Genomic DNA, 24343 nt, shown 5'->3' on the forward strand with positions numbered 1-24343 from the left:
GCTCAGGCTCCGCTCGCCACGAATTTCTGGGCCACCGAGCTCACCGAGAACGGGGTGATGCCGAGCTGGCTCCAGTTCGTACGGCCGGCAGTGGTATCGAGGCAGACGCGTTTGCCGCCGATGCGGATGAAGGTGGAGTAGGAGGCATCGTCCACGGCGACGGTGGCGGTGCAGGGCGGCGTGGTGATGGTCACCATCGGGCAGGCACTGATCGACCGGCCGTGCGGGTCGTCGTCGACGAGCAAGGGGTCCTCGGCGATGCGTACCCAGTCCTGGCTATTGACGTTTTTGACGACGCCGCCATGCATGCATTTGAGGACGGCTTTCTTGGTGAGGATCAACATCGCTCAGCCCCGCTCGAAGTTGATGAGATTGGCGCGAAAGGTAATCGTCTTGCCCGGCGCCTCGATCACGAGGTCGCTGGCCGCGGCAAGACGGGCATTGTCAGGAGCGAATTCCAGCATGCTGCCCGAGATGGTCGCGAGCCGCGCCAAGGCGTTCACCGAGGAGAGCTCGAGCCGCTGGCCGCCGCTGGTGCGCAGCACGAAGGGCCGGGGCCGCTGATTGGAAAAGCCGCGCGGCAGGTCCTTGTCGCCGTACAGCCCGCCGAGCACGATGCCGCGGGCCGGATCGCCATCGGGACAGAGCACCAGCACCTGGTCGCCGATTTCCGGGAACACCGCGGCGCCTTTGCCGGCGCCGGCGCCCGGGATCAGCACGGCGAGCCACGGCGCCAGCGTATCGCCGAGCGCCGGCAGGTTGACCCGGCAGCGCCCCATTGTTTCGGGGTCCACCGTGTCGGTGACGAGGCCGAGCGTTACCAGCGGCGCGCGGGGGCGACTGTTGCGCGTCGGCGGCTCGGTGGAAAAGCCGGTGACATAGCCCCGCGCCGCATCGATGCGGTGCAGGGCGCTGGTGATCACATGGCGGCCGGCGACGCCGTCGGCGACCCCCGAAACCGTCACCGGCCGGCCGGGCGCGAGGCGTGGATCGCCCGTCGCCTCGCCCTTTGCGGCGGTCGAGCGGGCGACCCCGCGGTCGAGATCGGCGGCGGCGACCCCGGCGATGTCGGCAGCCCGCTCCCCGAGGCGGTTCAGTCGCTGCCGGTACCCGCCGGTGCCCTCGTTCGCCGCGACGTCCCGGGCTTCGAGTGCGTCCTGCCGGCTCGTCGTGACGGTTTCGACAAAGGCGGCGGCGCTCGACGGATTCCACCCTGCCCCCACCGTCCCGCGCACGTTGCGATCGTTGGAGAGGCTTGCCTCGAAGCTCAGGAGTTCGCCGCCGAAGCGCAGCCCGACCGGGTCGCCGAAGCCGTCGAGCCCGGTCAGCACCAGGGTGCCGTCCCGCAGCACAGGGTAGAGTCCGGAGTCTTCGGCGAGGTCGGTCAGCAGGTCGAAGTCGCTCTGCTCGTGCTGGATCAGCGTGTCGCGCGGCTCTGGTCGGCCCTGGCAGTCCGAACCGACGCCGATTTCACCGGCGAGCGCCGCGGCGAGGTCGGCGGCCGACTGCGACTCGATCGCCCGGGGCCGGAAATTCCGGCGCAGCCGCTGCAGCTTGTCGTAGGCCCGCACCCGCAGCAAGGGCACGCCGGCCGAGCCGTAATCATAGGTCAGGGCGCTGATTTCACCCTCGAACAGCGGCACGCGATCGCTGCCGACGCGCAACGCGAGGCCGCGGCCGATGGCGAGGCCGTCGAGTTCGCGCGGTTCGATCAGCGTGAAACTGACCTCCGCCAGGGCCGGCGCGGCGAGTTCCTGGCGCACCAGCACTTCGCTGACGAGCCGCGCCAGTCGGGGATCGGCAGGCGCGCCGTCCAGCTCCAGGGCGAGCGCCGTCTGGTTGAATGGCTTGCTCATGGCTCGACCAGGCTCGCCGGGTCGGGAAGCACGAGGATCGTCCCCTCGGCGATATCGAGTGGATCGGCGATGTTGTTGTAGCTGAGGACGGCATGTACCAGCGACGTGTCGCCGTAATAGTCGGCCACGATCTCATCGACACGCGGCGTCGGCAGGCCGTTCTCGTCCGGGCTGAGCGTCACCCGGACGGCCCGGTCCTCGGTGCCGCTGAGGCCGTCGACCGGGGGCAGCTCGAACTGCGAGGTGGCGGGCAGGCGGGCCGGCGACGCACCGGCATCGTCATAATCCACCCGCTTCAGCCGCAACCGCAGCCAGGAGCGCTGCGGGCGGCCATCGGCGGCGAAGCGCTCGAACTTCTCCGAGACCGCCATCACCACGCCAGGGATATTCCAGGCCCTGCCCCAGATCATCCGGACCAGCGGCGGCGCGCCGAAGCCGTCCGTCGTCTCGCCGTTCTCGGCGAGGTTCCAGATCGGCCGCGTCATGTCGCGGACGTCGGATTGTTCCGCCGGCGCCACCAGGGACGGCTCGCCCTCCTGCTGCTCGATCGCCGCGGGCAGGCGTGGCCGCAACTCGTTGTCGATCTCGGTGTCGAACAGCAGGTCGAGGTCGATCTCGGTGCTGCCGCCGCCGGTGGCGATCAGGGGGTCGTCGGTCATCGTCATGCCGGTGATGATGCCGGTGGTCGCGCCATGCGCGACGACGCCAGCAGAGCGGCGCACCACGACGTTCTCGGGGTTGAGCAAGCAGAAGAGCTGCTCACCGGTGCGTTCGACCAGGAAAGCTATCCGTTCCATGCTCGCTCCACCTGGTCGTCGATGAGGCGGCGGAGGCGGTCACCCGCATCGGTGTCGCGGGCAGCGGACACGGGCCGCGGAGCGGGCAGGTCCGGCCATTGACCGGCGAGGCTCGCCGGGGACGGCTGGCGGGGCGGCGCCTCGCGCCGCGCGTGGGGGAACGCTCCGGCGGAGCGTCCGACAGGCGTTGGGGCCAGGGCGAAGGCTGCACGCCGCTGCTCCTCCACACCCGCACCGGTCGTCCAGGCCGGAGCCACGCGATCAGGTGCGGCGCGTGGGGGCGAAAAGTCCGGCGCGGGTGGCGGCTCCGCTGCAGCCTCGAGCCAGGACACCGCAATCCGCGCCTCGACTGGCGGCTCCGCGGCCATATCGGAGACGCGCGGCTGGGCCGGCGCGGCCGGGCCGGCAAACTGCAGAGGCGCCGCCACCGGCAGCGCCTGGTCACGGGCCGGCAGGACAGCCCGAGGCGACGCTGCGGTTGGCTCCAGTTGCACCGCGAAGCCGACACGACGCGCCGTACGCCGATGCTCCAGCCACGCGACCTTCGCCCGTGGTTCCGGCGCAGGCGCCGTGGCAGCATTCTCGAGGGGTGGGCGAGCCGCCTGCCTATCGGGCGTGCTGAACCGCAGAGCCGGCCTTGGCGTCGCGGGCACGGCAGCACGATCCGGCGCTGGACGCGCGACCGGCACCTCGCCGGATCGGGGGCTCGGCCAGTCGCCCGGAGCGGGTGCAGCGAATGGCGCTGTCTCGACACCCGGCGCCGCTCCGCCATCCGGCTCGAACGCATCCCCCGCGCCGAGCCGTGTCGCCAGCAGCTCGATCCATGCGTCCGGCGCGTCCGGATACTGCTCCCGCAGCTCCGCTCGGCGCGCCTCCCCGAGCGGCGCGGCTTCGCGCAAGGCAGCCGCCTCCAGCCATGCCGTCACCGCGCGGAACGCGGGCAGCACGACGGAGGCAAGCGTGCCGAGGGGGCCGTTCATGGCTCACGCCCGGTTCATGCTGTCGAAGACGAGCTTCACCTGCTCGATGGCGATTTCGCGCCCCAGCGCATCGAGCGGCGCGCCGCTCCATTCCGATGGCCAGGCGTTGATCAGGTTCCAGCGCAGGGCCTCGTCGACGCCCTTGGGATCGAGGATGATCACCGAGACATTGCGACGCTCCACCGCGCCCTCGACGCCCTTGGTAAACCAGTCCCACAGGTCATGCGAGCGGGTGAGGCCGTAAGACAGGGTCACCTCGGCATATTCGACCGGGCCGGGGATGGCGCGCACCACCTGGCTGGTGCCGCCTTCGCGGTAGCGGATAGGGTGGATACGCGCCCCGAGCCCCGCGACGGCGGTGAAGTGGCCCTCCACCACGCCCTGGATCTCGAGCTTGAAGTTGAAGTTGCGATAGGGGTCGATGGTCTGGCCGACGGCGGCCCCGCCGGCTGCGTTCTCAGCTGCTGAAGGCATGGTTCAGTTCCTCGCGCGGACGTTCAGGCGGTTTCGACGACGGTACCGGCAGCGGTCTGGCCGATCCGGAAGATGACGAACTCGGCCGGCTTGACCGGCGCGATGCCGATCAGCGTGGTGACCTTGCCGGCATCGATCTCTTCTTGCGGATTGGTTTCCTCGTCGCACTTGACGAAGAAGGCCTGCGCCGGCGTCGCGCCCATCAGCGCGCCCTGCCGCCAGAGCAGCGTCAGGAAGGCGCCGATGTCCCGACGGATGGCCTTCCACAGGAACTGGTCGTTCGGCTCGAACACGGTCCAGCGCAGGCTGTTCTCGATCGATTCCTCGATCATGTTGGTGAGCCGACGGACATTGAGGTAGCGCCAGTTTGAGGCCGAGGCGGCGAGGGTGCGGGCCCCCCAGACGGTAATGCCCTCGCGGCCGAAGGCACGGATGCAGTTGACGCCAACCGGGTTCAGCACTTCCTGCTCGGCCTTGCTGATCGCCTGGGTCAGCCCGATGGCACCGAAGATCGGAGTGTTGGCCGGCGCCTTGTGCACGCCGCGCTGCACGTCGATGCGGCCGCAGATGCCGGCAATATGGCCCGATGGCGGGATGTCGACGATGGTGGACGGTGAGATCGCGTCCTGCCCGCGGATCCAGGGGAAGTAGAGCGCGCCAAAGCCGCGCTGCGAGTCGCGCGGGCGCAGGCCGCCGCGCTTCGGCTTCGGAGCCCCCTCTTCGGCACTGACGGTCGCCGCGCGGGTGAGCTGTTCGACGTCGTCGGCCCGCGGCGGGCCATCGAGCAGGGCGACACGATCTCCCAACTGTTCGGCGGCATTTAGCAGCGCTTCGTAGCTCACTGTGTCGATGCGGCCCGGAGCGGCGATCAGCGCGATCTCGTCGATGGCGGCGAGCAGGTCGAGCCCCTTGCCGCCGCCGCTGATCGGCGCGTCGGCGGCGATGTTGACGATGTAGCAACGCGGCCCGCCGTTGAGGAAGAAGCCGTGGACGGCGTTGGCGAGCGGGGTGCCGGTCGACGCGCCGTTGGCGAAGATCTTCACGAACTCCTGCCAGTTGTTGACCGCCACGGCTTCGCCGCTGCGGGCAGTGGCGTCAGGCGCGGTGCCGACGAAGCCCGCCACCGACGTGCCGACGGCCTCGATCGGTCGTGAGCCGCTCTCGATCTCCTCGATAAAAATGCCAGGGCTAAGATAGGTCGGCATGCTAGCTCTCCAAGGACAATTGTAGCGTCAGGGTCTGGCCGGGCTTGGCCACGACAGTCTTGCTGAAGCGCTGCTTGCGCGCGATCACCTCCAGCGAGCGTGTCACGCCTCCCGGCGCATCGAAGCGGAAGCGGCCGTCGAGGCCAGTGGTCTGCACCAGCCGCAGCGCCGGCAGTTCGACCACGGCGCCGGCGATTGCCAGCCCGTCGGGGCTCTCCACCACACCCTCGATGGTGCCCATCGTATCGACGTGCAGCACAGGCGCATGCAGCACTGGTGGCGCCAGGGTTCGAGTGCGGGCGCGGAGCAGCGAGGTAGAGACGGCAAGGCCGAGCGGCTCGTCGGTGCGCCGTTCCATCTGCAGGATCACCGGGTCCGCGTCTGGCATTGCCATTGCCAGTGCCGGATTCTCGGCCAGTGCAAACGCGATTTCGCCGAGGTACCGGTGCTGGACCAGCGGGTCGTCGGCTTCAACCATGATGCGATAGTCGAGCCGCAGTACGACCGTCGGACTGAGGCGGTTGCCGGACGGCTCAACGTAAAGATCGGCGAGCGCGACCCGTATTGTGGGCTTGTCTTTGGCTGAGGTGACAGAGCCCAAAGCCAAAGCCACATCTGGAAAACTGGCAAGCAACCAGTCGCCGAGGGCTCCGGTCACGTGATCCACCGAATGCACCATGCGTAAACCCTTGCCGCCAAAGGAATATATTAGGTATTGTGGCCGATACCCTACGCAGATGCCGTTAGCATAAACACAGAATTGACGTTCCCACAACTGATCTTGAGTGTTCTTTTGCAGTGCAAATCAGACGCAAATGAAATGGAATATTTTGGCCAGAAACGGCAGCTTCCACGGATGCTAGTGGGTTTTGATGCCGCTGGCGTCCAGCATTTGGATGACGACGGCCTATTTTGCTTGGTCAGGATCGGCAAGTGAAGCGACGAGGTGGACAAGCGCCTGCGCGTTCTCGGCCAACGGATCAGCGCTGAGGACGTCGTTTCCTGCGCCGGTAGGCCTGAGTAAGCCTGGGGGCGATCACGAGCGCCACCCGGTATCTGCGCGGAGCGGAGCGGTAACGCAACAGCCCTCCTCTCTGGCGAAAACCAGGGACCTAGCTGAGCTGAGCCTCGGATTCTGCAGGAGAGAAGGGGGATGCTTTGGAGGGCGCGACGGCGCCGCGGCGCTTACGCCAGCGGGTTGTCGCCCTTCCACCAGGTCTTGAACGGGTTCGACCAGAGGATCGACTGGATCGTCTCCTCGCTCACCCGCGGCAGGCTGGTGCCTTCGACCTGCTTGTTGATGTTGATCAGCCCGTCGGCGGATTCCGCCACGCCCGCGAACGGGAAGTCGGTGCCGAAGAAGATCTTGTCGGCGGTGCGATACTCCTCGGCCAGCACCAGCATGTTGTAATACTGCCAGGGCCGGTAGAAGAGCGCCGACTGTTCCAGCCACACATTGGGTTGCTTGCGCGCCACGACGATCGCCTCGTCGTACCAGGGGTGGCCCATATGGGCGAGGATCATGGTCAGGTCGGGGTACTTCAGCGCCACCGGCTCGACATGGATGGCGCGGCCCAGCTCCACCGGGGCATTGCGGGCATAGGTGGTGCCCATATGCATGGTCAGCGGGATGTTGCGCTTCTGCAGATACTCGTAGACCGGCTCGAGCCGCGGGTCGGAAAGGTGCACGCCGTTATAGATCGGCCCGAACTTCACGCCCTTGAGACCAAGGTCCTCGATGGCGTGGTGCAGCATGTCCATGTAGTCGGGGCGGCGCGGATCGACATAGGCGAAGCCGACGAACTTGTCGGGGTACTTCTTCACCGCCGCGGCGGTCAGCTCGTCATTGCCCTCGACGCCGATGGCATCGGCATAGCGCAGGGTGAAGATGATCGCCTTCTCCACATCGGCCATCGCCGTGTAGAGCGAATCCGCATCGGATTGGTGGCTGAGCTCGCCCTTCCGCACCCGGCCATGCAGCGTCCAGTACAGCGGCAGGATGTGCTCTTCGTTGTAGATGTTGACGTGGCAGTCGCAATAGGCGCGGGCGGTCATGCTGAATATCCTCCAGATAATATGCGGGCGCCGAGGCTCAGCGGCTCACCGAGCGGTATCGGCGGTGCGACGGGCGTGCCGTCAGAACGAGACTTTCGAAGGCGGCGTGCCGCTGCCGCCGACCAGGAAGTCGAAATCGACGCCCTTGTCGGCCTGCTGCACATGATCGATGTAGAGCCGGCCATAGCCGCGCTCATAGGCCGGCGGCGGCGGCACGAAGGCCGCCCGACGCCGCTCAAGCTCCTCGGCGGAGATTTCGAGCTCGAGCTTCCGCGCGGCGCAGTCGAGCACGATGAAATCGCCGGTCCGGACCAGCGCCAGCGGCCCGCCCAGCGCCGATTCCGGCGCCACATGCAGCACCACGGTGCCGAACGCCGTGCCGCTCATCCGCGCGTCCGAGACCCGCACCATGTCGGTGACGCCCTGCTCGAGCAGCTTCTTGGGCAGCGCCATGGTGCCGGCTTCCGGCATGCCGGGGTAGCCGCGCGGGCCGGCATTCTTCAGCACCAGGATGCTGTCGGCATCGACATCGAGATCGGGATCGTCGATGCGAGCCCTGAGATCCTCGGAGTTTTCGAACACCATGGCCCGGCCACGGTGCTGCATCAGCCGCGGCGAGGCGGCCGACGGCTTGATGATGGCGCCGTTGGGCGCGAGGTTGCCCTTCAGCACCATCATGCCGCCCTGCGGCGTCAGCGGCTTGTCCAGCGGCCGGATCACCTCGTCGTTCCAGCTTTGCGCATCCGCGATGCGCTCGCCGATCGTGCCGCCTTCGACCGCGACGGCGTCGAGGTTGAGCAAATGCGAGATGCGCTGCATCACCACCGGCAAACCGCCGGCATCGAAGAACTCTTCCATCAGGAAGCGGCCCGAGGGTTTGAGGTCGACAATGGTCGGCACGTCGCGGCCGAGCGCGTCCCAGTCCTCGAGCTTGAAATCGACGCCCAGCCGCCCCGCGAGGGCGAGCAGGTGCACCACCGCATTGGTCGAACCGCCGATGGCGCCATTGACCTTCACCGCGTTCTCGAACGCCGCCCGGGTCAGGATCTTGGAGATGGTGATGTTCTGCCGCACCAGTTCGACGGCGCGCTTGCCCGATTGCTCGGCCAGCACGGCACGGCGGCTGTCGGGCGCCGGGATCGAGCCGTTCATGGCAAAGCCGATCCCCATCGCCTCGCCCAGCGACGCCATGGTCGAGGCGGTGCCCATGGTCATGCACGAGCCGGCCGAACGGCTCATCGCCGCCTCGGCCGCATCGAGGTCGGCCTTCGAGATCTTGCCGGTGCGGTATTCCTCATCGAGCTTGAAGATGTCGGTGCCCGAGCCCAGCACCCGGCCGCGGAAGCGGGCATTGAGCATCGGCCCGCCCGACACCAGCACGGCCGGCACGTCGCAGCTCGCCGCCCCCATCAGCACCGCCGGCGTGGTCTTGTCACAGCCGGCGAGCAGCACCACCCCGTCGATCGGGTTGGCGCGGATCGTCTCTTCGACATCCATGGCGACGAGGTTGCGAAACATCATGGTGGTCGGCCGCATCAGCGGCTCACCCAGGCTCGTTACCGGGAACTCCAGCGGGAAGCCACCCGCCATCAGCACGCCCCGCTTCACATGCTCGGCCAGCTCACGCAGGTGCCGGTTGCAGTTGGTCAGTTCCGACCAGGTGTTGCAGATGCCGATCACCGGCCGCCCATCGAGCAGTTCGGGCGAGAACCCCTGGCTCTTCATCCAGCTGCGCGGCACGAAGCCATATTTGCCGGCGCGCGCGAACCACTCGGCGCTGCGATAGGCCCGCGGCTCGCCCGGCTTGGCGGCATTGGCTGGGGTGGTCTGGCTGCTCATCTGAACGCGTATCCGTGCGGCTGTTGTTCGGTGGTTTTGCCGGCGTGCAATGTAACGTTACATGGAGGAAGGACGTCAAGGGACTTTGTGCGCAGTACGACGATTGGGGGGTGGGGGCGACGCACCGGCCTCTCAGTGATCCTCCCCCGCGTGGCGGGGGAGGGGGGCCGCCCGAAGGGTGGTGGAGGGGGCGGCCAAACCCACAGTCGACTCTTGCTCCCCCCTCCACCAGCTTCGCTGGTCCCCCTNTGGTGGAGGGGGGAGCAAGAGTCGACTGTGGGTTTGGCCGCCCCCTCCACCACCCTTCGGGCGGCCCCCCTCCCCCGCCACGCGGGGGAGGATCACTGTCCCCGCCCCTAAACCCGCGACACCCGCCGCACCAGATCCCCGCGCTCGAACACCTCCGGCCTCAACTCAGTCCCCAGCCCCGGCCCCTCCATCGGGTACACATAGCCGCCTTCGATGCGTGGCGTCGCCGTCACCAGGTCCTTGTACCAGCCGTTGTAATAGGCCCGCACGCTCTCCTGGATCAGCGTGTTGGGTTGGCTGAACGAGGCATGCACTCCCGCAGCGAACGCCACCGGGCCGACGCAGTCATGTGCTGCGAACGGCCGGTGATAGGTGTCGGCCAGCGCGGCGATCTTCCGCGCCTCAGTCAGCCCGCCGCACCAGCCGATATCGACCATCACCACATGCGTCGCGTCGCGGTCGAGCAGGTCCTTGTAGGGAAAGCGCGTCGCCAGAACTTCGCTGGCGCAGACCGATATCGGGGTCGAGCGGGCGAACTCCGCCAGCGCCTGCGGCGAGTTCATGCGGATCGGGTCCTCGAACCAGGTCGGCTGAAACGGTTCCAGGGCCCGCGCGATCTGCTTGGCGGTCGGCAGGTTCCACAGGCTATGCAGCTCCACCATGATCTCGATGCGATCGCCCACCGCCTTCCGGATCTTCTCGAACGGCGCGAGCGCCAGCCTCAGCTGGTCGGTGGTGATGTAGCGCCCGTCATTCTCCATGGCCGGTGGATCGAACGGCCAGATCTTCATCGCCGTGATCCCGGAGGCCAGGAGGTCCTCCGCCAGCTCGCCGGCCCGATGCATGAAGCCGTCGAGATCGGCATAGCGGGCATCGCCCTGCCCCGAGGCCCAGTTATCCACCGGCCGGAAGTTGCGCGCCTGCGCGTAGCGAGGGTTGGCGCAGGTATTGTAGATGCGCAGCCGCTGGTGGCTCAGCCCGCCCAGCATCTGGTGCACCGGCAGGTTGCATACCTTGCCGAAGAGATCCCACAGCGCGATGTCGACCGCCGACGCGGCCCGCATTTCCGCCCCCGATGACGAGAACCCCAGCGCCGCATAGACCATCTCGCGGTTGATCGCCTCGATCGCCAGGGGGTCGCGGCCGAGCAGCTTATGCGCCAGCACTTCGTGCACATGCGCGGTCACCGACCCCGGCCCGAAGAACGTCTCGCCCAACCCGGTTATCCCGGCATCGGTGTGCACCCGCACCCAGATGACGTTCGAGAACTCCTCGGTATAGAGCGTCTCGACCTCGGTTATCTTCATCTCGCATTTCCTCCCTCAGGCGCCGTGAGACCGGCTGGACTCAGGGCCCCTGCCCGCCCCTTCCCGACGAAAATTCCCACACCCTCTTGACGATCCGGCGTGAAGCTGACTGAATACCTTTAACGATACATGTCGACCACGATACAGACCAGGATCGGAAACGCAAGTCGTTGGGGCGATGCGCGTTCCACCGCCTCGATCAGGGGCCGGTCCTTGGCGTCGACATACGTCTATTTTCAGGAGGGACTGATAATGGGTAACAGGAAGCATCTTCTTTTCAGCTCGGCAGTGGCGCTGGGCCTTCTCGCCAGTTTCGGCGCGGTGGCTCAGGACCGGTTCAGCTGCCCGCAGCAGGGCGGCGATCTGGTGGTGGGGCTCGAAGCCGCCGCCGGCACGCTCGACCAGCAAACGGCGACCTCGTCGGCGACGCGCAACATCGCCATGAATATCTTCGAGGCGCTGATCATCCGCGACGAGAACATGCGGCCTGTGCCCGATCTCGCTGACTCGATCGAGCCCAGCGCCGACGGGCTGAGCTACACCTTCAAGCTGCGCCAGGGGGTGAAGTTCCACAACGGCAAGCCGATGACCTCGGCCGACGTCGTCGCTTCGTTCGACCGCTACAAGACCGTCGGCGTCAGCCGCTCGATCCTCGAGGCCGTGGCCGGCTGGTCGGCCCCCGATGACGCCACCTTCGTCATCACGCTCAAGGCGCCGCAGCCGAACTTCCTCGAGAACCTCTCATCCTCGACCGCTCCCGTCGTCATCATGCCGGCGGAAGAGGCGACCAAGGCCGCGGGGCAGATCGACGTCATCGGCACCGGGCCGTTCAAGCTCGGCGAGTTCGTGCCCGACAGCCATGTGCGGCTCGACCGCTATGCCGACTACACCCCGGGCACCACGCTCACCGGTCTCAGCGGCTTTGCCGGCTACAAGCAGGCCTGCGTCGATACCGTGACCTTCCGCATGCTCACCGAAACCGCCGCCCGCATGGCAGCGCTGGAAACCGGCGAAGTCCACATCGTCGAATCGGTGCCGGCGATTTCGATGGAGCGCCTCGCAGCGGTCGAAGGCGTCGAGCTGCTGACGCTCGAAGCCTACGGCCTCAATATCGGCTACCCGAACTGGTCGGCGCCGCCCACCGACAATATCAAGGTACGCCAGGCCATGCTGGCCGCGCTCAACATGGATGAGATCATGGAGGCGTCGACCGACGGCGTCTACAAGCTCAACCCCAGCCTCCAATTCCCCGGCACCGCCTATTTCTCCGAAGCCGGCGGCGAGCTCTACAACCAGGCCAATGCCGACAAGGCCAAGGCGCTGCTGGCCGAGGCCGGCTACAACAACGAGCCGATCGTGCTGCTGACCACCCAGCAGATCACCACCATGTACAACACTGCCCTGGTGATGCAGGCGCAGCTGCAGGCGGCCGGCTTCAACGCCGAACTCAAGGTGTTCGACTGGCCGACGGCGCTCGCCACCAGCGAGAAGGAAACCACCGGGTGGAACTTCTTCTTCACCCACTGGACCGGCTCGGCCGCCCAGGGCGGCGCGACGACGCTCCGCAACCTCGCGGCCCCCGCCAACATCTATAAGCCGCAGGACCCGGGCGGTGATCCCGACTACAACGCCGCGTTCCAGCGCGTGCAGGGTGGCGCCACCATCGAAGATCGGGCCGCCGCCTTCGCCGATGCGCAGAAGACGGTGTTCGAGCACGTGCTCGCCATCCCGTTCGGCGTGATGTCGAACGTCCAGGGCACGCGGTCGAACGTGAAGGGGTTTAAGCCCTTCTACAACACGCGGGTGTCGAACGTCTGGCTCGAAAAATGATGTGACGGGGCAGAGCCACCGGCCTCTCCGCTCTGATCCTCCCCCGCGTGGCGGGGGAGGGGGACCACCCGAAGGGTGGTGGAGGGGGGAGCAGAACGTACTGATGGTTTGGCCGCCCCCTCCACCAGCTTCGCTGGTTCCCCTCCCCCGCCCCGCGGGGGAGGATTTCGGAGAGGCCCGTGCCTCACCATGCGACTACCTAGAGGGCCTGCACGATGTTCGGCTACATCATCTCCCGCCTGCTCCAGGCGATCCCGATCCTCATCCTCGTCAGCCTGATCGCCTTCGGCATCATCTACCTGATCCCGGGCGATGCGGCCGTGGTGATCGGCGGGCCGTCGGCGACGCCGGAGGAACTCGCCCAGATCCGGCAGAACCTCGGGCTCGACCAGCCCCTGCACATCCAAATCCTCACGTTCTACGCTCACCTGTTCCAGGGCGATCTCGGCCGCTCGCTGACCCTGGGCATCCCGGTGGTCGATGCCTTGCTCGCCCGCTCGCCCATCACCATCGGCATCGCCATCTACTCGCTGGTGCTCACCATCCTGATCGGGCTCAGCACCGGCATGCTCGCGGCGCTCAACCACAATCGCTGGATCGACCAGGCCGCGACCCTGTTCGCGTTGCTCGGCGTCTCGCTGCCCAATTTCTGGCTGGCGCTGGTGATGATCGTGCTGTTCTCGGTGCACCTGGGCTGGCTGCCCACCGGCGGCTATGTGCCGTTCACCAAGGATCCCATCGGCTGGCTGCGCACGGCCACCCTCCCCGCCGTGGCGCTTGCCCTGATGCAGGCCGGGCTGCTGACCCGCATCACTCGCTCCACCATGCTCGAAGTGCTCAACCAGGACTATATCCGCACCGCCCGCGCCAAGGGCCTGCCCGAGTGGATCGTCGTCGGCCGGCATGCGCTGGCCAATGTGATGATGCCGATCGTCACCATGATCGGCCTGGTGCTCTCGGTGCTGCTCTCCGGCTCGATCGTCATCGAAACCATTTTCGGCGTGCCGGGGATCGGCTCGCTCCTCGGCAGCGCGATTTCCAACCGCGATTATCCGATGATCCAGGGCGGGCTGCTGTTCGTCACCACGGCCCTGCTCTTGCTCAACATCGTGATCGACCTGCTCTACACCAGCCTCGATCCCCGCATCCGGGTCAGGGGGCGCTGAGATGACCGACCTCGTCAACGAGCCGTCGCGGCTGTCGCTTGCGCTGGATTCGGCCCGCCACTGGGTTAAGCGCCTCAGCGCCAACCGGTCGTTCCTGCTCGGCGCCATCCTGTTCGGCGGCATCTGCCTCTTCACCCTCGCAGCGCCGTTGATCACCAGCGTCGATCCCAATGCCCTGTCGGTCCGCAACCGCTTCAAGCCGCCCTCCGAGCTCTACCTGTTCGGCACCGACAATCTCGGCCGGGACATGCTCAGCCGCGTGCTCAACGGCGCCCGGTTGAGCCTCGGCATCGGCTTTGCCGTGGTGATCCTCAACGCTGTATTCGGCGTGTTTCTCGGCGCCATCGCCGGCTACTATCGCCGCCTCGATGACCTGCTGATGCGCATCGCCGATGCGCTGATGGCCTTTCCCGCCGTGCTGCTCGCCATCGGCATCGCGGCGGCCCTCGGGCCCTCGGCGGCAACGGCCATCATTGCCCTCGCCGTGGTCTATATCCCGCGCACCGCCCGTGTCGTCCGCGCCTCGATCCTCGTCGCCCGCGAACTCGACTACGTGCAGGCGGCGCGCGCCGCCGGCGCCCGCGACGGGCGCATCCTCTGGCACCACATCATGCCCAACTGCATGGCGCCGCTCATCGTGCAGCTGAGCTTCGTCTTCGCCTATGCCGTGCTGTCGGAAGCGGTGCTGAGCTTTCTCGGCCTCAGCGCGCCACCCACCGTCCCCAGTTGGGGCGTCTTGATCGCCGAAGGCCGCACCTATCTGCGCGAGGCAGCCTGGCTGACCGTCATCCCCGGCCTCGCCATCGCCATCACCGTGCTTGGCCTTAACCTCCTGGGTGACGGCCTGCGCGACGTGCTCGACCCGCGGATGAAAGTAGAACAATGACCGCCGCTCCCCTGCTCAGCGTCCGTGACCTCACGGTGTCGTTCAACACCCGCTTCACCGCGGTGCGCGAGGCGAGCTTCGACGTGCATCCCGGTGAGCTGGTCGGCGTGGTGGGCGAAAGCGGCTCGGGCAAGAGCGTCAGCGCGCTCGCGGTGATGGGCCTTCTGCCGCCGACCGCCAAGGTCACGGGCTCGATTCACTTCGAGGGTCGCGACCTCCTGACCCTGTCGCGCCGTGAACTCAGAAAACTCCGCGGCCGCGACATCGGCATCATCTTCCAGGAGCCGATGACCTCGCTCAATCCCGTCTTCACCATCGGCGACCAGATCACCGAGGCGGTCCGCGTGCATGACCCGATGAGCAGGAAGGCAGCGTGGGACCGCGCCACCGAACTGCTCGAGAAAGTTGGGGTGCCAGCACCGCGCCGCCGGCTGCAGGATTATCCGCATCAGCTCTCGGGCGGCCTCAGGCAGCGCGTTATGATCGCCATCGCCCTGTCGTCGTCGCCAAAACTGCTCATCGCCGATGAGCCGACCACCGCCCTGGACGTCACCATCCAGGCGCAGTTGCTCGACCTGCTCAACCAGCTGCGGCAGGATTTCGGCACCGCCATCCTGCTGATCACCCACAATATGGGCGTCATGGCCGAGGTCGCCGACCGCGTCGTGGTGATGTACGCGAGCCGCATCGTCGAGGAGGCGACTATCTTCGATCTCTTCGATCGGCCGCAGCACCCCTATACCAGCGGCCTGCTCGGCAGCACGCCCGAGCTCGATGGCGAAGCGCACCGGCTCCGCACCATCGCCGGCGCCATGCCCAACCCCGCCGAACTGCCGCCCGGGTGCCTCTTTGCGCCGCGCTGCCCCCGGGCGATCCCCGCCTGCCTCGACATGCAACCGCCGCTACTCCCAATCTCCCCGGCCCAGAGCGCCGCCTGCATCCTCGCGCCGGGCCTCGTTGCAGAGGGCGCGCGATGACCACTCCTTTGCTCTCGGTCGACGGCCTCTCCAAGGAGTTTCCGGTTGCCGGCGACAACTGGCTAGCCCCCAGACAGACCCTGCGGGCCGTGCAATCGGTGTCGTTCGAACTCGGCAGCCGCCAGACGCTCGGCCTCGTGGGCGAGAGCGGCTGCGGCAAATCCACCACCGGCCGGCTTATCCTGCAACTGATCGAGCCGACAGCCGGCACGGTGCGCTTCAACGGCCGTGACCTCGCCACGATGCCCAGGGAAGAGCTGCGCCAGCTGCGCAGCTCCATGCAGATCATCTTCCAGGACCCGCAGGCCTCGCTCAACCCGCGCCACCGGGTGGAGGAGCTGATCCTCGAGCCGCTCTACGCCCAGGGCGAAAAACCCAGCGCCAAACTGACCAACTATGCCGGCGAGCTGCTCGACAAGGTCGGCCTGTCGCGCCGGCACCTGACCCGCTTCCCGCACGAGTTTTCCGGCGGGCAGCGCCAGCGCATCGGCATCGCCCGCGCCATCGCCTCGAAGCCGCAGCTGATCGTCTGCGACGAGGCGGTCTCGGCGCTCGATGTGTCGGTGCAGGCGCAGGTCATCAACCTCTTGCAGGATCTGCAGGACGAGCTGGGGTTGAGCTACCTGTTCATCGGCCATGACCTCGCCGTGGTTCGCCACATCGCCGACACCATGGCCATCATGTATCTGGGCCGCATCGTCGAAATGGCGCCCAAGCGCGAGTTCTACGCCCTGCCGATGCACCCCTATTCCCAGGCGCTGCTCGGCTCGGTGCCCGTCTCCCACCCGAGCAAGCGCCACGCCCGCAAGCGCCTCGAGGGCGAGATTCCGAGCCCCTTGAACCCGCCGACCGGCTGCCACTTCCACCCGCGCTGCCGCTTCGCCCGCGACATCTGCAAAGTGCAGGTGCCGCAACTGCGCAGCGTCACCCCGACCCGCCAGGCGGCGTGTCATTTCGCCGAAGAGATCGCGGCCGGCGAAGGCTTAACGACTGGCGCGTCATAGCCCTGTACCGAGACCGGCATTGACCCTCTGAATTCGGCCCCCAACTCGATGTCATCCCAGCGAAAACTGGGACCCCGCGGCGCGGGCTTTTGCCCTCGTCCGCTATCCGCTGGTACGGGCTGCGAATTGGGTCCCAGCTTTCGCTGGGATGACACCGGTGGGTGGGAAACGTCGTGGCAACACGCCCCTCACCGGATCAGATGACGCCCCCGATTGCACAGTATCGGCCGATGAACTAGCGTCGTTTCCGCCACCTGCACGCCCGAACGACTGCCTGTTCGCAGAATTACTGCCGTAGACCATATTGGAGGCAACGGCTGTTAAGCCGGTTTCGGGAGGCGGCGATGCTGGGGATCGTGCAGCTGGTGGCATGTGCAGCAGCGGCTATGGCCATCGCGTCGGCAGTGCCGGCGCAGGCAGCCAATATCTCCTTGAGCCCGGAGCTGCGCACCATCATCGTCGATGGCAGCATCGAGGCGGGCGATTTCGCACGCATCCGCGAGGTGTTCGCGGCGGCCGACGGCGAGGTGGATGGGCTCTATCTGCATAGCCCCGGCGGCGACTTCATGACCGCCATCGATGCCGGCGCCTGGGCGCGCGAGCACCGGCTCGAGACCTATGCCTCGGGCAGCCTCTGCTACTCGGCCTGTGCCTTCCTGTGGCTGGGCGGCGAGAAGCTCTATGCCAACGGCGTAGTGTCGCTGCACATGCCGTTCTACCGCACTTCGATGGTGACCATCGCCATCCCCGACGAAGGCGTCGCGGCAGCTGCCTGGTATCTCGCCAGCCTCGGCTATGACCGCGCCCTGATGGACGCCATGCTGGTGGTGAGCTCGACCGAATCCAACGAGATGTTCCGGTCACCGGGCCCAACACTGCCCTGTTCCACATCACCTACCACGAGCTGCCCGACGAAGGCCGCTACAAGGACGCGATGAAGGAGGCGCGGGCGCGCAAATCCGCCGAGCGGCTGGAAACCCCGCGATAGGCTGGCGAACCGGCTGGAGCGACGCGCCCTAGTGGCTGCAGTTCTGCGAGTTGCCCGGGTTGTGGCCGCTGTTGCCGGCGCACTCGCCCCCGCCGCCCGAGGACGGCGGCGTGGTCGGTGTGGTCGGCGTCGGCGTGGTCGGCGTCGGCTGCACCGCACCATCGGGGGCCGGCGCGCCGGCGCTGCCGGCAACTACCTGCATCGGCTTTCCGGCCGGCGTCTGCCGATCGAGGCTGTTGAAGAAACCGGGGCTAAACGGCAACGGCGAGAGCAGGCAGCTTGCCGCCTGCTTCATGCGGAAGGCGCCGGCCAGCGGCTGCTGCGTGGCGCCATAGACGAACAGGCCGCGCAGCTCCTTACGCGCGGCACGGTCGAGGGCGTTGGAAAGCCCAAGCGAACTGGCGCCATCGCGCGTCATCTCGCCCAACTCGCAGGTCTCGGAAATCTCCGAGCATACCCCGGCCTTGGTGCAGAGTTCGGTGCTGCCCGAATACATCAGCACGCGCGTCGATTTCGGGCCGTCGACCACCAGGTCGAACTCGGTGCCTCGAATGCCGATGGTGCCGCTCGGGGTCTTGATGCTGTAGCGGTCCTTGGCGGCGTCGCCGGTGGCGAAGCGGAAGGTGCCGGCCAGCGCCCCGATCACCATCTTGCCGGCCGAACCATCGGCGCGCAGCAGGTAATCCTCGATCTTGAGGGTCGAGCCGGGCCCGACCACCAGCTTGGTGCCATCCGCGAACAGGATCTGCGCCGAGCCGCCCGAACTGGTGCGGATCAGGTCGCCGAGGAATACGTCCTCGCCCACCACCAGCGTGCGGAGCCCGCCGGTCGAATTGATTTCCGCCGCGGGATCGACCCCCACCGCCGATCCGGCCGGCGCCGCGAGGGCCGCGGCCGAACCACTGAAGACAAACAGCACCGCCGTCAGGTGTTTGACCAGCCAGTTCATCGATGTCCCCGGAGTTAGCCCCAGCCGCGACCGTGCGGCAGCAATAGCGCTGAGCTAATCACTTCCCGATCGGGGTGAACACTGCACAAATCGCATCATACTCAAAGTAGTGTGGGGCGAGTTCGACTTACGCCCCTCAGAACTCCTCATGCGTGCGCGGATCGCCGTCAAACAGCCTTCCATCGGGACGGGCCAGCGCGTTGATCGCGGCCATGTCGGCATTGTCGAGCTCAAAGCCGCCCAGCTCGAGGTTCTCGCGGCGGCGCGACGGGGTGGCGGACTTGGGGATCGGCAGCACGCCAAGCTGCAGGTGCCAGCGCAGCACCACCTGCGCCGGGGTGCGGCTGTGCTTGGTGGCAGCCGCCACCACCGCCGGCTCGGCAAGGAGGCCCGTGCCCTTGCCGATCGGCGTCCAGGCCTGGGTGAGGATGCCGCGCTGCTTGTCGGCGGCGCGCTGCTCGGGCTGGTTGAAATAGGGGTGCAGCTCGATCTGGTTGACGCTCGGGGCAACGCCGGTCTTCTCGATCAGCTGGTCGAGATAATCAGGGAGAAAGTTCGACACGCCAATTGAGCGGACGAGGCCGCGCTCGCGCGCTTCGATCATCCCCTCCCAGGCCTCGACGAACAGCTGTTGGCTCGGGTTGGGCCAGTGGATCAGGTAGAGATCGAGATAGTCGAGGCCGCTGCGCAACAGCGATTCCTCGATCGCCCAGGTGACATTCGGCTTCTTGTGGTGCCGGCCGGGGAGTTTTGAGGTGACGCGGATTTCCTCGCGCGGCACCCCGGACATCCGCACCGCTTTGCCGACGGCGCCCTCGTTCTCGTAATTGACCGCGGAATCGAGCAGCCGATAGCCCTCGCGCAGCGCTTCCGCCATGCCCTCGGCCCCAGGAATGCCACGCAGCGCATAGGTGCCGAGCCCGACCGCCGGAAGCGTCGTGCCATCATTGAGTTTGTGGTCGGGCAACAGGGACATCACGAATCTCCTCGAGTTTTGCGAGGCATAGGAAAGGAGCGGGCGCGGTAACGCCATCCCCAAATAGGCGTGTTGCGCTTGCGTGTGGCGCTGCTCGCCGCGACAGTCCGCCGATGACCCCGCGTGATTCACTCTCCCTTGCCGCATTCGCCTTAGCCTCTTTGCTCGGTGCTCCGCTCGCGCACGCTGCCCCGGGCGAGGCGCGCTGCGCGGCCACCGAGTTCGAGGGCGCGCGCTACACCGTGTGCCACGCCGCGCCCGCCGAGCTGGAGCTGCACTGGCGCGATCCCGACGAGCAGCCCTATCGCCGCTTCGACGCGCTGGCCACGGCGCTGGCGGCCACCGGCCGCACGCTGCAGTTCGCCATCAATGCCGGCATGTACGACACCGAGTTCCGCCCCATCGGCCTCTATGTCGAGGCGGGTGAGAAGCTGGTGAAGCTGAACACCAACGAGGCGGCGCCGGGGACGAAACCCATCCCCAACTTCTACAAAAAGCCCAATGGCGTGTTCTTCGTCACCGGCGACACGGCGACGATCACGACCACCGAAGACTATCTCGCCGCCGCCCCCGAGCCGCGGCTCGCCACGCAGTCAGGGCCAATGCTGGTGATAGCAGGCGAACTCCACCCTGCCCTGATCCCCGGCTCCGCCGACCGCACCCGGCGCAGCGGCGTCGGCGTCTGTGGAGAAGGCGAGGTGATCGTCGCTATCAGCGATGGCGGCGTGAACTTCCACGATTTCGCGCGACTGTTCCGCGACAGCCTCGGCTGCGACAATGCGCTGTTCCTCGATGGAGGGCGCGGGGTGGGATTGTATGACCCGGAGACGGGCCGGAACGATGTGTCCTGGCATGGCGGCTATGGGCCGATGCTGGGGGTGGCGAAGTAGCGGGTACCTTCGCTCCATCAAGCCTGTGGCCCCCCCCCTCCCAGCCTCCCCCATCAAGGGGGAGGTGCCGTTCAGTGTGTAAGGCACGATCCAGCCAATTCCACCAGCCTTACACCTCCCCTTGATGGGGAAGGCTGGGAGGGGGTGGGGCCGCAAAAGCCGTAGGGAGTTAGGTCGCCTTCCCCACCGCCGCCGCGGCATGATCTTCCGCATTCTCCGGCAGATCGTCGAAGCTCGAATAGTTCATGGTGTAGAGCCGCGAATAGAGGCCCTGCTTTTCCATCAGCTGCTCGTGGTTGCCCGATTCCAAGAGCTCGCCGTTCTGCAGCACGATGATGCGGTCGGCGCCGCGGATGGTGGCGAGGCGGTGGGCGATGACGAGGCCGGTGCGGCCTTCGAGCAGCCGCTTCAGCGCCTTCTGGATCAGCATCTCGGTATAGCTGTCGATGTTGGCCGTCGCCTCGTCGAGGACGAGGATTTTGGCATCCGCCACCAACGCCCGGGCGAAGCTGATCAGCTGCCGCTGCCCCAGTGACAGGTTGCCGCCGCGCTGTTCCAGCCTGGTGTCGTAGCCATCGGCCAGCGACATGATGAAATCATGCGCGCCCACCGCCTTTGCCGCATCGATCACCTGCTCGCGGGTGGCGCTTTCCTTGTTGTAGCGGATGTTCTCGATCACCGAGCCGGTGAACAGGAACGGCTCCTGCAGCACCATCGCCACCTGCTCGCCGAGCGAATCCTGGGTGACGTCGCGTACATCGTGCCCGCCTACTGTCACCGAGCCTTCCCACACGTCGTAGAAGCGGTGCACCAGCGACATGCAGCTCGATTTGCCCGAGCCGGTGGGCCCGACAATGGCCACCGTCTCGCCCGGGTTCACCCGGAAGCTGACATGCTTCAGCACCGGCTGGCCCTTACGGTAGCCGAAGGTCACATCCTTGAACTCGACCGAGCCGTCCATCCCCGAAGTCAGCGGGAAGGCATCGGGCTTGTCGGCAATAGTCACCGGCACATCGAGCACCTCGACGATGCGGGTGCCCGACGACATGGCGCGCTGGAACACCGAATACTGCATGGTGAGCGAGCGGATCGGGTCGAAGAAGCGCTGGATGTAGAACAGGAACGCCACCATGACGCCGACATCGAGCTCGCGCCCCAGCACCATCTGGCCGCCGACCACGATCACCGTGGCCATCGAAATGCCGGTGAGCGTATCGACGATCGGCACCATCACCTGGGCGAACTTGGCGGCGCGCAGGTGCGCCCGGAGATTGGCGCGGGCCTTTTCCTCGTAGAGGTCGAAATTGACCTGCTGCCGATCGAGGCTCTGCACCGTGCGCACGCCATTGATGCCCTCGGCGAGCGCGCCATTGGCGGCCGAGTTGGTGTGGTGCGCCGCCATGAAGCTGACCTTGGCCGGCGGCAGCCAGAACAGCCGCACGATGAACAGGATCGGCATGGTCGCCATGGTGATCAGCCCGAGCATCGGATCGAGCCACAGCAGCACGCCCACAATGCCGAACAGCAGGACGATATCGCCGACCGAAAGCACTGAGGTTTCAAGGAACTCCTGCATGGAGTTCACGTCGCCCATCAGGCGCGACATCAACCGGCCGACCTCGGTCTTGTCCATCCAGCCGAGCGATACCCGCTGCAGATGGGCGAACATGGCGCGGCGCATGTCGAACAGCACGTTCTCGGCCGCCTTGCCGACCACCGTTTCCTGGATCCAGGACGAGGCGAAGTTGATAGCGATCAGCCCGGCAAACGCCACGATGCACCAGAGGAGGATCGAACGCCCGCCCCCGCCCTGCGCCATGCCGTTATCGATGGCAAAGCGGATCACCAGCGGGAAAGCCAGCTGGGTCAGCGTGAACACCAGCACGGCGGCGACCGACAGGTAGATCTGCCTGCGATAGGGTTTGACGAAGGCCCAGATGCGGCGGACGATCTTCGGATCATAGGCCTTGCCGAACACCTCTTCCTCGCGGTCGAGGCTCGAGCCGACCACGGCGCGGGGCGGACGGCGGTTGCGGTCTTCGCTGTCGTCTTCGGTGTTGAGCGTTGCCTCGGTCATTCGGCAGCCTCCAGCTGGTCGTCGCCAGGCTTCACCTGGAGGTCGTAAAGGGCGCGGTAGCGGCCGCCGAGCGCCAGGAGCTCCTCATGCGTGCCGCGCTCGACGATCTTGCCCTCATCGATGAACAGGATCTGGTCGGCATGCATCAGGGAGGAAAGCCGGTGCGAGATGATCAGCGTCACCCGGTCCTTGGCGAAGCGCTTCATCGCCGTGCGGATGCGCTGCTCGGTGCCGGCATCGACCGCCGCGGTCGAGTCATCGAACACCATCACCGAGGGCCTGAGCATCAGCGAACGCGCGATGTTGAGGCGCTGGCGCTGGCCGCCCGACAGCGACACGCCGCGCTCGCCCACGATGGTTTCGTAGCCGGTGGGCAGCCCGATAATGTAGTTGTGGAGCTGCGCATATTCCGAGGCGCTGGCGATGCGCGGCCCCTTCGCCCACGGATCGCCATAGGCGATGTTGTTCTCGATATTGGTGGTGAACAGGAAGCTGTCCTGCTGCACCACGGCCACCGCCTGCCTGAGGCTCGCCAGCGTCAGCGCCCGAACGTCCTGGCCGTCAATGGTCACCCGGCCGCCGGTCACATCGTAAAAGCGCGGGATCAGGTGGGCGATAGTCGATTTGCCCGAGCCGGGCTTGCCGACGATGCCGATGGTCTCGCCCTTCCTGCCCTCGAACGAGATGCCCTGGAGCACCGGACGGAACGGCGCCGAGGGATAGGCGAAATCGACATTCTCGAACTTCAGCGTGCCTTCGGAAAGCTTCAGCGGCTTGGCGCCCGGCTCGTCCTTGATCTCGATTTCGAGGTCGAGGAAAGCGAACAGCCGATTGCCGCAGGTCGAGGCGCGGGCCACCGAGTTGACGAGCAGGCCAAGCTGGCGCACCGGCATCTGCAGGATGGTCATGAAGGTGAGGAAAGCCGCCAGCGTGCCGACGGTCATCTCGCCGGAAATGACGCGCTCGCCGCCATACCACAGCACCAGCGCCATCGAGACGAAGAAGCTGATATTCATGATCGAGGTCGAGTTGACGCGGATATCGACGCGCTTATGCGTCAGCTTGAGCGCCCGGTCGGAAGCCTCGTTGTATTTCTTCATCTCATGCCGCGCGCCGGCAAAGGCGCGGACCACGCGGATGCCGCCGAGGTTCTCTTCCATGACGCGGGACAGGTCCTGCAGCCGCTCCTGCAGCGTCAGCCAGGTGGCGCGGAGCTTCAGCTGGGTGAGCGAGGAGTTCACCCCGACAAACGGCGCAAAGCTCAGCGCCAGAAGGCCAAGGATCCAGTCGGTCGAGATCAGCATATAGGCGCCCACCCCGATCAGCGTGCCGAGCAGCACGATGCGGAGCAGGCCCGTCGCAAAGAACATGCGCACGCCCTCGAGATCGAGCATGCCCACGGTGATCAGGTCACCGGTATGCACCTTGTCGTGGTAGGAAAAGCTCAGCCGCTGGATCTTCTCGTAGACCGCGAGGCGCAGCTCATAGGCCGTGTGGTGGCCAACGGCTTCGCCAAAGTAGTTCATCGACATCGTGAACAGACCGCGCAGGATCGAGACCACCAGCAGGATCAGCGCGATGCTCCACAGCGCATCGGCGGCGCCCACCCCACCATCCAGGACGCCCTCGGCGCGATCGACCGCTTGGCCGAGCAGTACCGGTGTCGCCAATTGCAGTGCCGACGAAATCAAACAGGAGAGGATGGTAATAATCACCATCCAGGGGTGACGCCAGGTCAGCACCATGATCCGCCACAGGGTGGTGAGCCCCTTACCCTGCTGTGCGGCGACGACATGTGACATTGCATCGCCAGGCGAATAGGCGCTGCGCGGAGCATT

At 66.6% G+C, this 24343-nt stretch carries 21 protein-coding genes; 7 read left to right on the top strand and 14 right to left on the bottom strand.

The window, feature by feature from the left end; genetic code table 11:
- Positions 1–2: 2 nt before the first annotated feature.
- The 10 genes from ASC89_RS21225 to ASC89_RS21270 all read right to left on the bottom strand — a co-directional run bounded on the left by ASC89_RS21225 (position 3) and on the right by ASC89_RS21270 (position 10762).
- Entirely contained in the window at positions 3–344 is a 342-nt protein-coding gene (locus ASC89_RS21225; protein ID WP_055881205.1) for a hypothetical protein, read from the bottom strand.
- A 3-nt stretch (positions 345–347) separates the two neighbouring features.
- On the bottom strand, positions 348–1856 hold the full coding sequence (locus ASC89_RS21230) for a phage baseplate assembly protein V (RefSeq protein ID WP_056001500.1): 1509 nt from the start codon (positions 1854–1856) through the stop codon (positions 348–350).
- A complete protein-coding gene (locus ASC89_RS21235) occupies positions 1853–2653 on the bottom strand; it encodes a hypothetical protein (RefSeq protein ID WP_056001502.1) in 801 nt (266 codons plus the stop codon). The genes ASC89_RS21230 and ASC89_RS21235 overlap by 4 nt, the downstream gene beginning before the upstream one ends.
- Positions 2641–3633: a hypothetical protein gene (locus tag ASC89_RS21240; RefSeq protein ID WP_056001505.1), complete on the bottom strand. Its 993-nt coding sequence runs from the start codon at positions 3631–3633 to the stop codon at positions 2641–2643. Before ASC89_RS21240 ends, ASC89_RS21235 begins: the two co-directional genes overlap by 13 nt.
- 3 nt (positions 3634–3636) lie before the next feature.
- Positions 3637–4107 carry a phage tail protein gene (locus ASC89_RS21245; RefSeq protein WP_055881211.1) on the bottom strand — a complete coding sequence of 157 codons (471 nt, stop codon included), beginning with the start codon at positions 4105–4107 and terminating at the stop codon, positions 3637–3639.
- Between the two features lie 23 nt (positions 4108–4130).
- A complete protein-coding gene (locus tag ASC89_RS21250) occupies positions 4131–5312 on the bottom strand; it encodes a phage tail sheath C-terminal domain-containing protein (protein WP_055881214.1) in 1182 nt (393 codons plus the stop codon).
- Position 5313: 1 nt separating this feature from the next.
- Positions 5314–5991, bottom strand: a complete 678-nt coding sequence (locus ASC89_RS21255) for a carboxypeptidase-like regulatory domain-containing protein (protein WP_056001508.1) — start codon at positions 5989–5991, stop codon at positions 5314–5316.
- Positions 5992–6497: 506 nt separating this feature from the next.
- Positions 6498–7367, bottom strand: coding sequence for an amidohydrolase family protein (locus ASC89_RS21260; RefSeq protein WP_056001511.1), 870 nt, complete (start codon positions 7365–7367; stop codon positions 6498–6500).
- 81 nt (positions 7368–7448) lie between these two features.
- Entirely contained in the window at positions 7449–9206 is a 1758-nt protein-coding gene (locus ASC89_RS21265; protein WP_056001514.1) for an IlvD/Edd family dehydratase, read from the bottom strand.
- A 356-nt stretch (positions 9207–9562) separates the two neighbouring features.
- Entirely contained in the window at positions 9563–10762 is a 1200-nt protein-coding gene (locus ASC89_RS21270; protein ID WP_056001518.1) for a mandelate racemase/muconate lactonizing enzyme family protein, read from the bottom strand.
- 252 nt (positions 10763–11014) lie between these two features.
- Here ASC89_RS21270 and ASC89_RS21275 point away from each other — a divergent pair, with 252 nt between their 5' ends.
- The 6 genes from ASC89_RS21275 to ASC89_RS21300 all read left to right on the top strand — a co-directional run bounded on the left by ASC89_RS21275 (position 11015) and on the right by ASC89_RS21300 (position 17563).
- Positions 11015–12592 carry an ABC transporter substrate-binding protein gene (locus ASC89_RS21275; protein WP_056001521.1) on the top strand — a complete coding sequence of 526 codons (1578 nt, stop codon included), beginning with the start codon at positions 11015–11017 and terminating at the stop codon, positions 12590–12592.
- Positions 12593–12807: 215 nt separating this feature from the next.
- On the top strand, positions 12808–13758 hold the full coding sequence (locus tag ASC89_RS21280; RefSeq protein WP_056001524.1) for an ABC transporter permease: 951 nt from the start codon (positions 12808–12810) through the stop codon (positions 13756–13758).
- A 1-nt stretch (position 13759) separates the two neighbouring features.
- A complete protein-coding gene (locus tag ASC89_RS21285; RefSeq protein WP_055883574.1) occupies positions 13760–14644 on the top strand; it encodes an ABC transporter permease in 885 nt (294 codons plus the stop codon).
- Positions 14641–15621 (top strand): ABC transporter ATP-binding protein, encoded by a 981-nt coding sequence (locus ASC89_RS21290; protein ID WP_056001527.1) that lies wholly within the window; start codon positions 14641–14643, stop codon positions 15619–15621. The genes ASC89_RS21285 and ASC89_RS21290 overlap by 4 nt, the downstream gene beginning before the upstream one ends.
- Entirely contained in the window at positions 15618–16625 is a 1008-nt protein-coding gene (locus ASC89_RS21295) for an ABC transporter ATP-binding protein (protein ID WP_055883578.1), read from the top strand. The genes ASC89_RS21290 and ASC89_RS21295 overlap by 4 nt, the downstream gene beginning before the upstream one ends.
- 344 nt (positions 16626–16969) lie before the next feature.
- Positions 16970–17563: a hypothetical protein gene (locus ASC89_RS21300; protein ID WP_056001530.1), complete on the top strand. Its 594-nt coding sequence runs from the start codon at positions 16970–16972 to the stop codon at positions 17561–17563.
- Between the two features lie 78 nt (positions 17564–17641).
- Here ASC89_RS21300 and ASC89_RS21305 read toward each other — a convergent pair whose 3' ends face one another.
- Positions 17642–18562, bottom strand: coding sequence for a FecR domain-containing protein (locus tag ASC89_RS21305; protein ID WP_055883584.1), 921 nt, complete (start codon positions 18560–18562; stop codon positions 17642–17644).
- 136 nt (positions 18563–18698) lie between these two features.
- Positions 18699–19538 (bottom strand): aldo/keto reductase, encoded by an 840-nt coding sequence (locus tag ASC89_RS21310; protein WP_056001533.1) that lies wholly within the window; start codon positions 19536–19538, stop codon positions 18699–18701.
- Positions 19539–19651: 113 nt separating this feature from the next.
- On the opposite strand from ASC89_RS21310, the gene ASC89_RS21315 reads away from it, so the two are divergent.
- Positions 19652–20428: a phosphodiester glycosidase family protein gene (locus ASC89_RS21315; protein WP_056001536.1), complete on the top strand. Its 777-nt coding sequence runs from the start codon at positions 19652–19654 to the stop codon at positions 20426–20428.
- Between the two features lie 169 nt (positions 20429–20597).
- Here ASC89_RS21315 and ASC89_RS21320 read toward each other — a convergent pair whose 3' ends face one another.
- The gene (locus ASC89_RS21320; RefSeq protein WP_056001539.1) at positions 20598–22505 is read right to left on the bottom strand and encodes an ABC transporter ATP-binding protein; all 1908 of its coding nucleotides are present in this window, start codon (positions 22503–22505) and stop codon (positions 20598–20600) included.
- Positions 22502–24307, bottom strand: coding sequence for an ABC transporter ATP-binding protein (locus tag ASC89_RS21325; RefSeq protein ID WP_056001541.1), 1806 nt, complete (start codon positions 24305–24307; stop codon positions 22502–22504). The genes ASC89_RS21320 and ASC89_RS21325 overlap by 4 nt, the downstream gene beginning before the upstream one ends.
- Positions 24308–24343: the final 36 nt, after the last annotated feature.

The sequence above is a fragment of the Devosia sp. Root413D1 genome (assembly GCF_001425235.1).
In the GTDB taxonomy this organism is placed as follows: Bacteria; Pseudomonadota; Alphaproteobacteria; order Rhizobiales; family Devosiaceae; genus Devosia_A.

Coding starts and splice junctions, on each gene's coding strand:
- ASC89_RS21225 (WP_055881205.1), bottom strand. CDS start 344: ATGTTGATCCTCACCAAGAAAGCCGTCCTCAAATGCATGCATGGCGGC.
- ASC89_RS21230 (WP_056001500.1), bottom strand. CDS start 1,856: ATGAGCAAGCCATTCAACCAGACGGCGCTCGCCCTGGAGCTGGACGGC.
- ASC89_RS21235 (WP_056001502.1), bottom strand. CDS start 2,653: ATGGAACGGATAGCTTTCCTGGTCGAACGCACCGGTGAGCAGCTCTTC.
- ASC89_RS21240 (WP_056001505.1), bottom strand. CDS start 3,633: ATGAACGGCCCCCTCGGCACGCTTGCCTCCGTCGTGCTGCCCGCGTTC.
- ASC89_RS21245 (WP_055881211.1), bottom strand. CDS start 4,107: ATGCCTTCAGCAGCTGAGAACGCAGCCGGCGGGGCCGCCGTCGGCCAG.
- ASC89_RS21250 (WP_055881214.1), bottom strand. CDS start 5,312: ATGCCGACCTATCTTAGCCCTGGCATTTTTATCGAGGAGATCGAGAGC.
- ASC89_RS21255 (WP_056001508.1), bottom strand. CDS start 5,991: ATGGTGCATTCGGTGGATCACGTGACCGGAGCCCTCGGCGACTGGTTG.
- ASC89_RS21260 (WP_056001511.1), bottom strand. CDS start 7,367: ATGACCGCCCGCGCCTATTGCGACTGCCACGTCAACATCTACAACGAA.
- ASC89_RS21265 (WP_056001514.1), bottom strand. CDS start 9,206: ATGAGCAGCCAGACCACCCCAGCCAATGCCGCCAAGCCGGGCGAGCCG.
- ASC89_RS21270 (WP_056001518.1), bottom strand. CDS start 10,762: ATGAAGATAACCGAGGTCGAGACGCTCTATACCGAGGAGTTCTCGAAC.
- ASC89_RS21275 (WP_056001521.1), top strand. CDS start 11,015: ATGGGTAACAGGAAGCATCTTCTTTTCAGCTCGGCAGTGGCGCTGGGC.
- ASC89_RS21280 (WP_056001524.1), top strand. CDS start 12,808: ATGTTCGGCTACATCATCTCCCGCCTGCTCCAGGCGATCCCGATCCTC.
- ASC89_RS21285 (WP_055883574.1), top strand. CDS start 13,760: ATGACCGACCTCGTCAACGAGCCGTCGCGGCTGTCGCTTGCGCTGGAT.
- ASC89_RS21290 (WP_056001527.1), top strand. CDS start 14,641: ATGACCGCCGCTCCCCTGCTCAGCGTCCGTGACCTCACGGTGTCGTTC.
- ASC89_RS21295 (WP_055883578.1), top strand. CDS start 15,618: ATGACCACTCCTTTGCTCTCGGTCGACGGCCTCTCCAAGGAGTTTCCG.
- ASC89_RS21300 (WP_056001530.1), top strand. CDS start 16,970: ATGCTGGGGATCGTGCAGCTGGTGGCATGTGCAGCAGCGGCTATGGCC.
- ASC89_RS21305 (WP_055883584.1), bottom strand. CDS start 18,562: ATGAACTGGCTGGTCAAACACCTGACGGCGGTGCTGTTTGTCTTCAGT.
- ASC89_RS21310 (WP_056001533.1), bottom strand. CDS start 19,538: ATGTCCCTGTTGCCCGACCACAAACTCAATGATGGCACGACGCTTCCG.
- ASC89_RS21315 (WP_056001536.1), top strand. CDS start 19,652: ATGACCCCGCGTGATTCACTCTCCCTTGCCGCATTCGCCTTAGCCTCT.
- ASC89_RS21320 (WP_056001539.1), bottom strand. CDS start 22,505: ATGACCGAGGCAACGCTCAACACCGAAGACGACAGCGAAGACCGCAAC.
- ASC89_RS21325 (WP_056001541.1), bottom strand. CDS start 24,307: ATGTCACATGTCGTCGCCGCACAGCAGGGTAAGGGGCTCACCACCCTG.